16 protein-coding genes are annotated in these 14,462 nt (G+C 57.0%); 11 read left to right on the forward strand and 5 right to left on the reverse strand.

Features of this window, described 5'->3' with window-relative positions; all coding sequences use genetic code 11:
- Window positions 1-82: 82 nt before the first annotated feature.
- The 7 genes from pstS (NVIE_RS10020) (at window position 83) to NVIE_RS10050 (ending at window position 8,148) form a co-directional block, all read left to right on the forward strand.
- Entirely contained in the window at window positions 83-1,603 is a 1,521-nt protein-coding gene (gene pstS, locus NVIE_RS10020; protein ID WP_075055122.1) for a phosphate ABC transporter substrate-binding protein PstS, read from the forward strand.
- 160 nt (window positions 1,604-1,763) lie between these two features.
- The gene (pstS, locus tag NVIE_RS10025) at window positions 1,764-3,308 is read left to right on the forward strand and encodes a phosphate ABC transporter substrate-binding protein PstS (RefSeq protein WP_084790766.1); all 1,545 of its coding nucleotides are present in this window, start codon (window positions 1,764-1,766) and stop codon (window positions 3,306-3,308) included.
- 127 nt (window positions 3,309-3,435) lie between these two features.
- The gene (gene pstC, locus NVIE_RS10030) at window positions 3,436-4,434 is read left to right on the forward strand and encodes a phosphate ABC transporter permease subunit PstC (protein ID WP_084790767.1); all 999 of its coding nucleotides are present in this window, start codon (window positions 3,436-3,438) and stop codon (window positions 4,432-4,434) included.
- 5 nt (window positions 4,435-4,439) lie between these two features.
- Window positions 4,440-5,348, forward strand: a complete 909-nt coding sequence (pstA, locus tag NVIE_RS10035; protein WP_084790910.1) for a phosphate ABC transporter permease PstA — start codon at window positions 4,440-4,442, stop codon at window positions 5,346-5,348.
- Between the two features lie 69 nt (window positions 5,349-5,417).
- Window positions 5,418-6,239 (forward strand): phosphate ABC transporter ATP-binding protein PstB, encoded by an 822-nt coding sequence (gene pstB, locus NVIE_RS10040; protein WP_075055124.1) that lies wholly within the window; start codon window positions 5,418-5,420, stop codon window positions 6,237-6,239.
- Between the two features lie 58 nt (window positions 6,240-6,297).
- Entirely contained in the window at window positions 6,298-6,957 is a 660-nt protein-coding gene (locus tag NVIE_RS10045) for a phosphate signaling complex PhoU family protein (protein WP_075055125.1), read from the forward strand.
- 99 nt (window positions 6,958-7,056) lie between these two features.
- Complete coding sequence (locus NVIE_RS10050; RefSeq protein WP_075055126.1) at window positions 7,057-8,148, forward strand: phosphate signaling complex PhoU family protein; 1,092 nt, start codon at window positions 7,057-7,059, stop codon at window positions 8,146-8,148.
- Between the two features lie 28 nt (window positions 8,149-8,176).
- Here NVIE_RS10050 and NVIE_RS10055 read toward each other — a convergent pair whose 3' ends face one another.
- A complete protein-coding gene (locus NVIE_RS10055) occupies window positions 8,177-9,118 on the reverse strand; it encodes a ligand-gated ion channel (protein ID WP_075055127.1) in 942 nt (313 codons plus the stop codon).
- 40 nt (window positions 9,119-9,158) lie between these two features.
- Window positions 9,159-10,343 carry a DNA methyltransferase gene (locus NVIE_RS10060; RefSeq protein WP_075055128.1) on the reverse strand — a complete coding sequence of 395 codons (1,185 nt, stop codon included), beginning with the start codon at window positions 10,341-10,343 and terminating at the stop codon, window positions 9,159-9,161.
- 84 nt (window positions 10,344-10,427) lie between these two features.
- On the opposite strand from NVIE_RS10060, the gene NVIE_RS10065 reads away from it, so the two are divergent.
- The 3 genes from NVIE_RS10065 to NVIE_RS10075 are packed head-to-tail and all read left to right on the forward strand — an operon-like array spanning window position 10,428 to window position 11,811.
- Window positions 10,428-10,613, forward strand: coding sequence for a hypothetical protein (locus NVIE_RS10065; RefSeq protein WP_075055129.1), 186 nt, complete (start codon window positions 10,428-10,430; stop codon window positions 10,611-10,613).
- A 24-nt stretch (window positions 10,614-10,637) separates the two neighbouring features.
- A complete protein-coding gene (locus tag NVIE_RS10070; RefSeq protein WP_075055130.1) occupies window positions 10,638-11,204 on the forward strand; it encodes an NUDIX domain-containing protein in 567 nt (188 codons plus the stop codon).
- Window positions 11,205-11,238: 34 nt separating this feature from the next.
- A complete protein-coding gene (locus tag NVIE_RS10075) occupies window positions 11,239-11,811 on the forward strand; it encodes a MarR family transcriptional regulator (RefSeq protein ID WP_075055131.1) in 573 nt (190 codons plus the stop codon).
- Here NVIE_RS10075 and NVIE_RS10080 read toward each other — a convergent pair.
- The 3 genes from NVIE_RS10080 to NVIE_RS10090 form a co-directional block, all read right to left on the reverse strand.
- A complete protein-coding gene (locus NVIE_RS10080; protein ID WP_144239642.1) occupies window positions 11,801-12,487 on the reverse strand; it encodes a hypothetical protein in 687 nt (228 codons plus the stop codon). The genes NVIE_RS10075 and NVIE_RS10080 overlap by 11 nt on opposite strands.
- A gap of 88 nt (window positions 12,488-12,575) precedes the next feature.
- Window positions 12,576-12,959, reverse strand: coding sequence for a CopG family ribbon-helix-helix protein (locus NVIE_RS10085; protein WP_075055133.1), 384 nt, complete (start codon window positions 12,957-12,959; stop codon window positions 12,576-12,578).
- A gap of 51 nt (window positions 12,960-13,010) precedes the next feature.
- Window positions 13,011-13,388 carry a CopG family ribbon-helix-helix protein gene (locus NVIE_RS10090; protein WP_075055134.1) on the reverse strand — a complete coding sequence of 126 codons (378 nt, stop codon included), beginning with the start codon at window positions 13,386-13,388 and terminating at the stop codon, window positions 13,011-13,013.
- A gap of 99 nt (window positions 13,389-13,487) precedes the next feature.
- Between NVIE_RS10090 and NVIE_RS10095 the strand changes: the two genes are divergently transcribed.
- Window positions 13,488-14,456 (forward strand): metal ABC transporter substrate-binding protein, encoded by a 969-nt coding sequence (locus tag NVIE_RS10095; RefSeq protein ID WP_084790768.1) that lies wholly within the window; start codon window positions 13,488-13,490, stop codon window positions 14,454-14,456.
- The last annotated feature ends 6 nt before the right edge of the window (window positions 14,457-14,462 follow it).

Consider the following 14,462-nt stretch of genomic DNA (forward strand, 5'->3'; position numbering starts at 1 on the left):
ACAATGCGGCAACGCCGCCGGTAATCGAACTATGAGAATTACGTCGGACATCCATTAGAAGGGCGTCTATGCTACTTTTGACATGCACGGCTTTGAAAAAACAACGATTATTGCCGGATTTTTCGCCGCCGTCCTGGCTGCTATGCCCCTGCTGTCGGTTTACGCGCAGGGCCAGATAGTGATAGACGGCGCCGGCGCAACATTTCCGTTCCCGCTGATAGACACGTGGCGGGTGCAGTACCAGAAGGTAGACCCAAGCATCAGCCTGAACTACCAGTCAATAGGAAGCGGCGGAGGGGTAAAGCAGTTCACCGAAAGGACGGTGGACTTTGGGGCGTCTGACGCGCCTCTCACGGAAAGCGAGAGGAGCGCGCTGCCCGGGCCGGCAGTCCACATCCCTGAAACAATAGGCTCCGTGGTCGCTGCGTACAACGTGCCGGGCGTCGAGAAGGGCCTGAAACTAACCGGCCCCGTCCTTGCAGACATTTACCTTGGAAAGATAAAGAAGTGGAATGACCCGGCGATCGCCTCTGAAAACCAGGGCGTAAACCTCCCAGACCGCGACATCGTAGTGGTGCGCAGGGCAGACGGCTCCGGCACGACGTTCGTCTGGACAAGCTACCTAGCGACGGTGAGCCCGGAATGGAAGGACCAGGTGGGCGCAGGCAAGTCCGTCGAGTGGCCCGCAGGTGTTGGCGCTCCCGGAAACGAGGGCGTTTCAAACACGATAGGCCAGACGCCCTACTCGCTTGGGTACGTGGAGCTCTCGTACGTGCTCACGACGGGGATGGACTATGCCAGCATAAAGAACAAGGCAGGCAACTTTGTCGAGCCGACCCTTGCGTCGACAAAGGCGGCCGTGGAAGCGGCAGCTACGTCTCTCCCGGCAGGCGACGCCTCGTGGGCCAACGTTTCGCTCCTTGACGCGCCGGGCGACGACTCGTACCCGATTGCAAGCTTTTCCTACCTGCTGCTGTACAAGGAGATGAGCACGACCCCCAAGGTGAACAGCATGCAAAAGGCCCAGGCGATTGTTGACTTTATCGCGTGGGCAATCAGCCCCGAAGGGCAAAAACACGCCGAGGAGCTTTCGTACGTGCCCCTGCCTGACAACGTCGTTCAGGCGAACATGCAGACCCTCGCCTCGCTGACGTACAACGGCCAGCCTGTAATGCAGCAGCAATCCGGGCAACAATCCTCCACCGTGTCCGCCACGTTTGAAGGCAAGAGCTACCCTGTCAAGGTCAGCTCGGCAACCGCCAAGGTCACAAACATCGCGATAAACGCGGGCCAGTCAATCGACGTCGGGTTTGACAAGCCCGGCGACGTGGAGCTGACGCTGCCAAAGGCCATGATAGACGGCATACAGGTCGTCTCGGCGGGAGGCCAGGAGGTAAGCTTCCAGCAGGTGGGCTCGACGGCTACGGACACCACGATAAAATTCACGGTGCCTGACGGCAGCACGGGTCCGGTCAGCATCAAGGGGGCGTCGGTCGTTCCCGAGTTTGGCGTGGTTGCAGCGCTTGTGCTTGCGGCATCGCTTGTGGCAGTGATAGGCGTCGCTCGCTTCAAGGGGCAGGCCTTTGGGCTGGGCAGGCTCTAAGAAGCCTCTCTCCTCTCCCTCTCTCTTTTTCTTACCTGAAATTTACGCAGTATTCTTTACGCTAAAGAATCTCTATAGCAATATACGAAAGCTATGTTCCTATGTATTGCATGTGAAGTATATACGCTAACCATTAATCCACACTCACTAACTCACGCACATGCACGGCTTTGACGGCATCAGACGTACGGTGTTGGTAGGCCTTTTTGCCGGCATGCTTTTGGCGTCATTTTTGCCAGTGGCGATGTCGACAAGTGCCTACGCGCAATCAAGCAGCAGCCAGGTAACGATCAACGGAGCAGGTGCAACATTTCCGTTCCCGCTGATAGACACCTGGAGAGTTGAATACAAAAAAGTGAACCCAAGCATCAGCCTGAACTACCAGTCAATAGGAAGCGGCGGAGGGATAAAGCAGTTCACCGAAAGGACGGTGGACTTTGGGGCGTCTGACGCCCCGCTGACGGCGGCCCAGACAAAGGCCCTGCCTGGAGCGGCAGTCCACATCCCTGAAACAATAGGCTCCGTGGTCGCTGCGTACAACATCCCCGGCTTTAAGCAAAAGGGCCTGCTTCTCACCGGCCCCATCCTTGCCGACATTTACCTCGGCAAGATAACAAGGTGGGACGACCCGGCGATCAAGGCGCTCAACCCCAAGGTCCCGCTCCCAAGCAAGGACATACTCGTGGTCAGGAGGTCCGACGGCTCTGGCACGACGTTTGTCTGGACAGACTACCTCTCCTCTGTGAGTCCGGAATGGGCGCAGAAGGTTGGCAAGGGAACCGCGGTCCAGTGGCCAAAGGGCAGAGGAGCTCCAGGCAACGAGGGTGTTGCGTCGACGGTCAGGGGAGCCCCGTACTCGCTTGGCTACGTAGAGCTTGCGTACGCGCTGACGGCAAACATGAACTATGCTTTCATCCAGAACAAAGAGGGCAACTTTATCGAGCCGAGCCTTGACTCGGCCAAGGCGGCCGTAGAAGCGTCCGCAACGGCACTGCCGGCAGGCGACGCTGCATGGACGAACGTGTCGCTTGTCAACGCACCCGGCGACAGCTCGTACCCGATTGCAAGCTTTTCCTACCTGCTGCTGTACAAGGAGATGAGCACGAGCACCAAGATAGACAGCGAGGCCAAGGCCAAGGCGATTGTTGACTTTATCGCGTGGGCAATCAGCCCTGCGGGACAGCAGCACGCGCAAAAGCTGTCGTACGTGCCCCTGCCTGACAACGTGGTAAGCCTGAACCAGAAAACGCTTGCCTCGCTGACGTACAAGGGCAAGGCGCTGTACACGATGCCGGGCTCAAGCTCTTCCTCGACCGCCACTTCGACAACGACAGCAACAACAGAAGAGCCGGCCAGCAAGACCTACACAGCCAAGCTATCCGTGACAGCCTCCATGAGCAAGACCACCAAGATGATGAATCTGGTGCTCAGAAACCCGTCTAACAGCGACGCACAGGTATACCAGCTCCAGGTGACCCTTGACGGCGGCGCAAACGTCATGTCCGCCAAGGGACCGGCCGGCTGGGCAGTTGACTATGACGGAGACACTGTGATCTTTACGACCGACGACAAGCCCATAACCAAGGGCAAGCTCGGCCTGTTCAAGATCACTGCCAGCGCGACTGCCAGCAGCATCGACTGGGAAAGCGACGACGCGGACGGCAACGTCATCAACGCCAAGACGACAACAGTCAGCGTAAGGTAAGGTAATGCTGACCTCCCCCTCTCCTTTTCTCTTTTCTTTTTCTCTCTCTATATAGATCACCTTCAACTACAGTTTTTCCGTTGACAACCGTCAAATACGCTCCGGCCTTACCTCACGATGACATCGCATGACTTTTTCAGAGTCCCGGAAGGAGCGCAAGGAGTTCCTCTCGTCGTTCTTTCTGGGGAGAAAGCGCAGGGGCGACGGCCTGTTCAAGTGGGTCGTTATCGGAGGAGCCGCGTACACCCTGTGCATGCTCATCCTGGTGGTTTTTTCAGTGGTCGACGGCTCTCTTCCCGTCCTGTTTTACCAGGGCCTCGGGTTCTTTACCGGCACCGACTGGAACCCCGTGGAAGGGAGGGAGTCGTACGGAGCGCTCCCCTACGTCATCGGCACGCTCGCAAGCTCGGGCATCGCTATGGCAATAGGCGTGCCCATAAGCCTCGGCATCGCGGTGTTCATCACCGAGATCGCGCCCTCAAAAGTGGGAACGCCGGTGGGCTTTGTAATAGAGATCCTGGCGGCCATCCCAAGCATCGTCTACGGCCTGTGGGCGCTCTTTGTCTTTCGGTTCTGGATACTTGACTACATCGAGTTCCCGCTCTACGACACACTTGGCCAGTCAATATCGTTCTTTGGCCCCGGCCCATTTGGCCTTGACATCTTTACCGCCGGCATCGTCCTTGCCATAATGATAATCCCGATTGTCTCTGCAATCTCGCGCGAAGTTCTAAGAGCAGTGCCAAACTCGCAGCGCGAAGCCGCGTACAGCCTTGGCGCCACGCGCTGGGAGACCGTCTGGCACTTTATCTTTCCTTACGCCAAGGCCGGAATCCTTGGCGCGGCCATCCTCGGGCTCGGCAGGGCCATGGGCGAGACCATGCTTGTCACGATGGTGATTGGAAACACCGTGGGGCTGGCGGCAATTCCTGACGGCCTGTTCAGCCCGGGCCAGACGCTTTCCAGCCTCATAGCCAACGAGTTCAACGAGGCCGCGTCGCCCCTGCACGCTTCTGCGCTCATCGGGCTTGGCGCGACGCTGTTCATCCTTACTATGGCCATCAACATAGGCGCGCAGCTGCTCGTGTCAAGGATGGTCAAGGTAGCGCCGGGAGCCAAGGAGTGACGATCATGCAGTCAAGGCAAGAGCGCAAAAAAATGATCCAGGATGCAGTAGTCAGGACAAACGCCCGGCGCAAGCTCATGGACAAGCTGTTCACCGCAATCACTGTTGCCTGCGTCGCGGCGGCGATGATCCCGCTTGGAAGCATCCTTGTTGAAGTGGTGAAAAACGGCGTGGGCGCCATAACCGTGGAATTCCTGACGCAGCCGCAGGGCTCCATAATAGCGGGCGACGGCGGGATAGCGCCGGCGATACAGGGCACGCTCCTCGTAGTCGCGCTTGCGTCTCTCATCGGCATCCCGGTGGGCGTTCTTGCCGGCATCTACCTTTCCGAGTACGCGCAGGACAGCAAGTTTGCCCGCTCGGTGCGGTTCTTCAACAACGTCATGACAGGCCTGCCGTCCATCGTCATCGGCATAGTGGGGTACATCGTGCTCGTGCTCACGATCGGGTCGTTCAACATCACGGCTGGCGCTGTTGCGCTGTCAATCATCATGATACCCATAGTAGTCGGCGTGACGGAGGAGACGCTCAAGCTCGTGCCAAACTCTGTCCGCGAGGCCGGCCACTCGCTTGGCATACCAAAGTGGAAGGTGACCATCTTTATCACGCTGATGGCCGCAAAGAGCGGCGTCCTGACTGGCATCGTCCTTGCAATTGCCAGGATAGCCGGCGAGACTGCACCCCTTATCATGACCATCCTCGGCACGAGCCTGTTCTTCCAGGGCTTTGCCGGCCCCGTCGACGCTCTCCCGCTCAGGATATGGCGCCTTGCCTCGCTCCCGTACGAGCACGCGCACTCGTTTGGCTGGGGCGCCGCGCTCATACTGATACTCATAGTGCTCTCGCTTTCTATCGTGCTCAGGTTCGTGGTGTTGAGGCGCACGGGCGCTAAAGCCCCCACCCTCAAGGTCTAAGGGCTCTATATTGCGCTACGTGATCTATTTAGGCAATTGATAATTAGTCAAAAGCCAAAATGACCACAAATGACGAGTGAGGAGTATGTCAGTAGCCCGGACTATCAGGCTTCAACAAAAACGTCGCCAAAGCCAGGCTACAAAGTTTCAGTCCAGCGCCTCAATTCCTGGTTCTTTGACAAGCAGGCGCTAAAGGGAATCAACCTTGACGTCAAGGAAAACACTGCAACGGCGCTCATCGGCCCGTCCGGCTGCGGCAAGACGACCCTCATCCGCTCGCTCAACCGCATGAACGAGATGACCCTGGGCGCAAGGGTGGAAGGAAGCGTCTTTCTCGATGACACTGACATTTACGGCAGGGGCACCGACCCCGTCCTCATAAAGCGCAGGATCGGCATGGTGTTCCAAAAGCCAAACCCGTTTCCCACCATGAGCATCTTTGACAACGTGGCCGCGGGGCTAAAGCTGAACGGCATCAGGGACAAAAAGATGCTGGGCGAGATAGTGGAGGAAAGCCTCAAGGGAGCCGCGCTGTGGGAAGAGGTGAAAAACGAACTGGGCAAGCCCGGCATCAGCCTTTCCGGAGGCCAGCAGCAGCGCCTGTGCATAGCCCGCGCCCTTGCAATGCAGCCCGAAGTGCTTTTGATGGACGAGCCGACGTCCGCCCTTGACCCGATAGCATCCTCGAAAATAGAGGAACTGATACACGAGCTGAAAAAAGACCTGACCGTGATAATTGTCACGCACAACATGCAGCAGGCAGCCCGCGTCTCTGACTATACCGCATTCATGTACCTGGGAGAGCTTGTTGAATACGGGCCTACAAAGCAGATATTTGAAAACCCGGACAAGGAGCTGACCGAGCGCTACATCTCAGGCAAGTTCGGGTAATAGCAGCAGTAGGGTAGGAAAGGAAAAAGCACACCACCACGCAAATAGGTATTTGATTATGACCCGCCTCCTCGACTATGGGCTGCGCAGCATGAGCAACCTGATAATGGACATGGCCGAGCTTTCCGTGCGCTCTGTGGACACCGCCATCGAGCTGTATGAAAAGGGCGACGCCGACAAGTCGCAGATATTCGAGTGGTCCGAGCAGCTGCGGGTGCTGCAGGACGAGGTGACCGAGCTTGCCGTGGAGCTGATAGCGCGCTACCAGCCGGTGGCCACCGACCTGCGCTTCATCCGCTCCTGCATCGAGATCTCGTACGGCTTTTCCCGCTTTGGGCGCTACGCCTACGACATCGTCGACGTGATGGGCATGATGGGCTCGGTGTCGCACTGCGACAAGGGCGCCGTGATGGAGATGGCCGACACCGCCCGCAAGATGATCCACGCAAGCGTGCAGGCATTGAAGTCGAGGGACAGGGAGGCCGCGCAAAAGCTGTACCAGATGGACGACACCGTCGACGCCCTGTACAGGAAATACCTGCGCGAGGCGATAACGCCGAGCACGAAAAAAGGTTCTAACGACCTCGTCAAGGACCCGCGGTGCTACGTCTCCAGCCTCCTCATCCTGCGCTACCTTGAGAGGATAGCGGACCACGCGTGTTACATCGGCGATTCCGTGTATTACATCGTGACGGGCACGTCAAGCCCGCGCCGGTGATCTATCTATATAGTGTCTATAGAACACGTGGCCGCGCATAGCGCGCCATAGTCTATTCTCGCAAACCGTTTATTCACAGCTTCTCAATTCTCCAGCATATTGAGGACAGCAGCTACAGCAGCAACCGCTGCTGCCGGCGGTGCGGCAGCGGCAGAACACAAAGAAGTTCGCAAGGTGCAGTTCACAGGCAGGTCCACCTACGTCCTGTCCTTGCCAAAGAGGTGGATAGAGGAGATGCACCTTCACGCCGGCGACCAGGTGACTCTTGTCCGCGAGACTGACAACTCGCTTTCCATAGTCCCGACCAACACCGGCCCGGCAGAGTCTCTTGCCGAGGCGACCGCGATAATCACTTCAAGCGAGGGCGAAAGCTCCCTCCGGCGCAAGGTGGTGTCGATGTACCTCGCCGGCTACAACATCATCCACCTCAAACTAAAGGCAGGCAGGATAAACCCTGCGCTTCGCGACGCCGTCCGCGACGTGGTGAGGCGCAACCTTGTCGGCACCGAGATGATAGCCGACGCCTCTGACATCATCACGTTGCAGGTGTTGCTATCATTGCCAGAGCTTTCGGTCAATACCGCCATCAGGCGCATGTACCTCATCGCGTCGTCTATGCACAGGGACGCCATGACCGCCCTTTCGGAGCTCAACCAAGAGCTTGCAAGGGAGGTGATAAAATCCGACGACGAGGTCGACCGGTTCAGCCTGTACGTTTTGAGGAACCTCGTGATGGCGACTCAGAACGGCCGCGTGCTCAGGGAGATGGGGCTGAAAAGCCCGTCAGACTGCCTGAGCTACCGCGTGGCCGTAAAGAGCATCGAGCGCGTTGCAGACCACGCGTGCGGCATTGCCGAGATGGCCGCAAAACTGAAGGACAAGATACCAAAGGAGACGCTGCAAAAGATAGAAAAGATGAGCTACCTTGCGCTCACCGTGCTTGGCGATTCAGTCGAGGCGCTCCTGCGCCGGGACTACCAGCTTGCCGACAAGACGGTCGACCAGGTGGAAGGCGTGCACCCGCTTGAGGAAGAAGCGCTGGCGTTCGTGGAAAAGGCCCGCGACCCGGCAAGCCTGAAGCTGGTGCTTGAGGACATCAGGCGCACCGCGGAATACGCAAGCGACATTGCAGAAGCCGCGCTCAACGAGACCATCGAAGAGGTAATAGAGAAAAGCTCCGCCCACAAGTAAGGCCAGCAGCCCCACACACGTACCATATTCAGGCAAGCAGGACAAGGGCCGCAAGTATCACGACTATTATCACCGGCATCAGCTTGCGCATCCTGGCGTTCAACCTGACTGCCTCCTGCCCCTTATCGTGGTCGACAAGCCTCATCTGGAGCACTATCGACAGCAGGTTGTTCAGGAACAGCGCATACACGATTATCATCACCTTGTCCATGAGGGTCAGGTAGCCTATCGGGGGAAGCTGGCTTGCCGCGCTCAGGTGCGCAGCGACTGCCGCAAGCAAAGTCGGGGCGGCAAGGCCTATCCTTGCCGCAAAGTGGGCGGAACTCATCCAGAACGCCAGCATCGCTATCGTGGTTATTATCAGGACGGGAAAGATCGTCTTTAGAAACGACGACAGCGGCGCGCGCTCTAGTGCAAACGTAAAGATGTAGCGCGAGAACGTGCCTTCGCGGTAGTGATGGTCGATGACCTGCGAGCTGCTGCCGCCAAGCGTCCACCCCGGCACGTTTATCAGGTCGTCAAAGCCGCTTGACGCGGTGTCCGGCTTGAACACGAGCTTTTCCACCGGCTCAAAGCCCTCGACCTCTACTGTCACCTGCTGCGTGTCAAAAGGGTACTGACGAAAGTCCATGTTCTTGACAAACGTGCCCTTGACGCGCGCCTCGTAATAGTTTGGCTCTACCTGCGAGGGCGTGACAGTGGCGTTGAACGCGTTCATAAAATCAAAGCGCGGGGCGCTCTTGGTAAAGTTGGCACTTGGACTGTCCGAGATAAACCAGATGTAAAAGTCAATGTCGTACGAGCCTGCCTGCAGGTCTGTCTTGCCGACGTTGACAAGGTACACCCCTACCGTGAGGCTTTCCGGCTTTTCTTCTTCTGCAAACGCCAGGTTTGTTGTCGTTGCACCCGGTATTGAGAAAAAGGCAGCAACGAGCGCGGCAAGCGACAAGAGCGCCGCTATTTTGTACAACCTTTCATTGCTTGGGTAGAAGAGGCTATTTGCATTATGACTATTTTTTTCTCGTATACTGGGTCCAGCTTACCTTCTTCTCTTTCTTCTTCTCGGATGGGGCGCTGCTGCCGTCCGACTTTCTCATTATGAAAAGGTACTTGAAGCCGCGCAGGTAAAAGTTGAACCGCAGCGCGCGGTTGTGCCACACGCCAGTGTTTGACGTCTGGCCGCGCCTTGCGAGGCAGATGATGTCGACCGTTTCAAAGTGCCTGCACAGCCGCTCGTACACCCGGAAACCCACGGGCGTGAACTTTTTGTGCACCCACTGGTCGCCGATTACCCACCCTATCGCCTTGCCGGGCTTCATCACCCTGTAACATTCTGCCATCACCTTTTCCAGCTCGTCGTAAAACTCGTCTGTTTCAGCGGAAATCTTGCCGATGTTGCCGGGCTGGTCGTTGTAGTCGATGTTGTCGCCGTACGGCGAGTCGATGAACACCATGTCGACGCTTTCGTCCGCAAGCGGGATCGTTCGCGCGTCGTTCTGCACAATGTCGGGCCTGACAGGCGATATGTCAAATGCCCTGCATTTTCTGCCTTCTTCGTTGCAGACGTCAAGCGTGGTGCCGCTTCCAGCCATCGGGTCTAGCACGAGGTCGCCCGGATCGGTGTAGCGCTTTATCATGTTGTATATCGCAAACGCCGGCGTGACTCCGGCGTACTTGTTGCTCCCCTTGGGCGTCCTGCCGTAGCTCTGCCGGGGGTAGTCCCACAGCGTGGTCGATTCCAGCCGGGGCTTTTCGTCCTCCTCATCCTTCTCAAACGAGGCCAGCTTGCTGTCTGGGTTTTCGAGGTAACTGGAAAGCGCCTTTGCAGCAGCAGCCGGGAGCGCGTCGCGCCAGCCAAGCCCCATCTGCGCGAGGATTTTCCTGGCGCCTTTTAGCGAGTGTACCTTGCCATTCTGCGACACCCTTACCTGGTAGGGGTACCTGCCGGCCCACGCCTCCGGCTCGATGTCCTTCTTGCCGGCCGAGCCTGCCGCAAACGTCCCGTACAGCACGTCGGTGTCAAGGTTCAGCAAAAACAGCGGGTCGCCCTTTTTTATGGCAAGCACCCCTTCGCCGTACAGCCTGCCGGTGGCAAACAGCATCCTGTCAAGGCACTCTTTTTCCGTCTTGCTGGTGCAGGCGAAAATGCGACCTTGCCTTCCTGCAGCAACAACACCAGCAGCATTAGCCACCATCCCAAAATCTGGCGCCTGCCACAGGATTTAACGGTATCGCCGGCAGCAACAACCTTTTACGCAACTCTTGCGATATATAGCAGCATGACGACCCTGTGCTACATCTGCAACACACGGACGGCCACGCTTGACTGCGCCGACTGCAGGAGGCCGGTGTGCAAGAAATGCACCCGGGACTTTCCCTTCTCCCCGGGAGTCTGCCTGGAATGCGCCCAGAAGGCAAAGACGGGCCTTGGCGGGATAAGAAAGGACACAGGCGAGATCTTTTAATCCCGATAACACAGCACAGGACGCGTGAAAAACGCCCCGGAAGGCTGGAAGATCCTGTCGTCGAGACAAGTGTACAACCATCGCTACCTGTCCGTGTACGAGGACGAGATGGACCTTGCCGGCAAGAGGAAAAAGACCTACATACGCGGCCGGCGCCTGGACTACTCTACCATCGTGCCCTTTTCAGACGACGGGAAAAGCATCCTTACAATCAAGAGCTACCGGCACCTCGTGGACTCGTACCAGGTCGAGGTGCCCTCCGGCTATATCGAAAAGGGCGAGGCGCCGCTGGCGGCCGCAAGGCGCGAGCTGGAAGAGGAGACGGGCTACATTGCAAAAAGTATGGTAAAGGTGGGCTCGTACACACTCGACTACTCCATGTTCGAGCAGACGGGCAACGTGTTTGCAGCCTACGGCCTTGAAAACACCGGCACAAAAAAGCTTGGCAGCATGGAAGAGATATCGCAGGTGCGCTTTGTGCGCCTGCAAAAAGTGAAAAAGATGCTCCTTGAGGGCAGGATACTGAACGCGGCGTCCATAGTCGCACTGTACCGCGCCATACACTACCACGAAACAGGGCCGGGGAAATAATTTAAATCATCTTTCAGCGAAGGTAGTACTACATATGTCATCAGTGAACGACAGCCCCAACCACTTCATGGTCCTCGACGCGATTTCAAGGGGGATGAAATCAATAGGCAAGATAGCCAAGGTCACGAAGCTCGACAAGGCTCTCGTGGAGATGATAGTCAACGACCTTGCGGCCCAGCGCCTCATAATAAAGAGCGAGAAAAAGAGCTTTTTTGGAGGCAAGAAGGAGGAGCTGACGGTAACAGAGACCGGCATGCGCATGCTCATGGCCAAGAAACAGGAGCTTGAGCGCAAGTTCCAGCAGATACAGCAGTGGTACTCCAACGGCCAGACGCAGCAGCTGCAGAACTCGATGCAGTCTGACAGGATGTGGCTCCCGTTCATGCTGTTCTCCGGCATAATGAACGCCGTGTTCTTTATGTCCATGATGTCGTTCATGGGAGCTGCGCTGACCCCTGCCGAGAGTGCCCATGCAGGCGACGCGGGTGCTGCCGACACTGGCGCAGGCGCCGATGCCGGGGCTGACAGCGGAGCCGGGGTGGATGGCGGAATGGACAGCGGCGGGGATTTCGGCGGCGACTTTGGCGGCGGCGATTTCAGCTTCTAGCAGAAGCAATAGTAGCCTTTCTGTACGCCTGCGGCGCCACAATTGCAAAGGCGCCGGCCAAAAGCGCGAGCGGGACTGACAGCAGGATCGACTGCTGGTAGAATGCCAGGCCGACGGTCTCGGCGACCAGTATGCACGCGGATTCCGCGGTCACGAGTATCACCGCGCTTGTTTTCAGTATCGACCCGAGCTCGGGCTCGCTGCGCACGCTTGACAGTTTCCTGACGCCTGCCGCAAAGTCGCGCAGGGTGCCCGCCATGCTTGGGACAAAGCCCTTTCCCTGCGAATTTTCAAGGACGGAGCAGCAGCCGCATAATGTCTTGCCGCTGCCGCAATTCCTTCCAAGTATCGTCAGAAACGTCGTCACGCCGGCAAGCGCATAGCCCATCACGTAGGAAACCGCGATGCCCGCATAGTTCACGCCAAAGAGGTACAGGCCCGCGTTCTGGCCCAGCTCTGCAGAGGCTATGCAGAGGACCTCGATGCCAAGCGCGACTGCAAACATTTCCCTTGAATGAAAAAGGAACCTTTCTGCCGTCTTGACTCTGGATGATTTTCTTTTTCTTCCGGCATGCACGTCTGCGCAGCATTTCTCCTCGTTGCACACGAGGCACTGGAATTTCGTATTGCATTCTGCCGGCACGCAGAGGCACCCGGCGCAGCGCTCTACTACCACATGCAAAGATCGTTCCGCCGGTATTTTAGGAAATATCCTGGAAAACCCTGATGAAAGGTATGTTTACTATATGCAGCCTGCATGATCATCATAACGCGATGAGCTTGACGTGGTCCATCTTTTTGTTGGACTGGAACTTTTTGGTCATGTCGCGCACGTCGTCTGCCTGGCCCCTGAGCATAAAGATCTCAAGGCACCTGTCGCCGTCTATCTTGTTGTGTATGTGCGTGCCGATGAGCTTGTCATAGTCGTGCCTCATGAGCGACACCTGGTCATCGGACTTTTCGTCGTGGATGACCATGAGGATGGCATAGATGCTGCCGGACAGGTTCTGCCTGTCGCGCTCTTCTGCAAGTAGGTTCCTTATTCCCGCCCTCACTATCTCGGACCTGCCTGAAAAGCCAAGCGACTTTTGGAGCTTGTCAACCTCCTGCAGGATGTCATCGTTTAGCGAGACGCTTACTATGGTCATTGACATGCAATATTATTAACTTCTTTATAAAGACAACTGAAATGTTATTAACTATAGCGCAACCAGCCTCACGTTGCTCATGGCCTTGCTTGCCGCAAACCTCTTGCGCATCTCCCTCACCTTTCCTGCGTCGCCGTTTAGGACAAAGAATTCCAGGCAGCGCTCGCCGTCTATCTTGTTGTGGAGATGAGTCGTTACAAGCTCCTCGTACCGGTGGCGCATCTTTGTCACCTCCTCGTCAAACTTTTCGTGGTGCGTAACGAGCAAGAGCGCGCGTACCTGTCCGTTGTCCGGCTGCCGCTTTTCCGCGATGATGTTGTGAATCCCGGCGCGCACCACCTCGGATCTGCTTGGAAAGCCAAGCGACTTTTGCAGCCTGTCCATTTCCGCAAGGATGCCTTCGTTGAAGGAGAAGCTGACCACGGGCATGATGAAGGGAGTTATTATTAATAACCTTATAAGTTCTTCCATAGTTATTATTAATAAAGGTATTTATAGTTATTATCCAAGGTAATAGGTGCATCACAAATGGCATCAAGCAAGGTTTTGATGATTGGAATGGGCGCAGGAGCAGCAGTCGCAATAGCGATAGCGGTCGCCGCGTTTGCAACAATGGGCGGCAGCGCCACTACCACGCCGGCGGCTGCTCCTGACAATAACAACGCTGAAGGAGCGCAGAAAGTGAAGGTCATAGCCTCGTTCTTCCCGCTGTACGACTTTACCCGGCAGGTGGGAGGAGACAGGGCCGATGTCTCGGTGATGGTCCCGCCCGGCGTCGAGCCCCACGACTGGGAGCCGACTCCCCAGCAGATACAACGGGCAAGCAGTGCCAACATGCTGGTGTACAACGGCGCCGGCTTTGAAAAGTGGGTAGACGCAGTCGGCGCCAACTTTACGGTGAACACTAGCGAGGGCATGAGCCTCCTTAACAACGAAGACCCGGAAGAGCAAAAAGAGCACGGCCTTTACGATCCGCACATATGGCTCGACCCGGTTCTGGCAAAGCACCAGGTGGACAAGATCCGCGAAGGTCTTGTCAAAATAGACCCCCCAAACGCAGACTATTACAACGCAAACGCGGCAAAGTTCGCGTCAGAGCTTGACGCCCTAGACTCGCATATCAAGTCAGAGCTCTCGTCGTGCGAAAAGAAGGACTTTATCGCATTCCACGAGGCGTTCAGCTACTTTTCCAACAGGTACAACTTGACGCAGCACGCGGTGCATGACAGCCTCACGCCGGAAGGCGAGATCCTGCCGCAGAGGCTAGAGGAGCTTGTCAAGCTTGCAAAAGATCTGGACATACACGTCGTCTACTCTGAGGAGCTTGTAGACCCGCGCCTTGCGCAGGTCATCGCTAGCGAGATACCAAACGGCAGGGTGCTCACGCTGAGCCCCATCGAGGGCCTTGACGAGCAGGAACAGGCCGCCGGCCTTGGCTATCTGGACAAGATGAGGGAAGACGTGGCCAACCTCAAAGTCGGTCTGGTCTGCAGCTAGGCCGCA

This window comes from Nitrososphaera viennensis EN76 (genome assembly GCF_000698785.1).
Taxonomy (GTDB): Archaea; Thermoproteota; Nitrososphaeria; order Nitrososphaerales; family Nitrososphaeraceae; genus Nitrososphaera; species Nitrososphaera viennensis.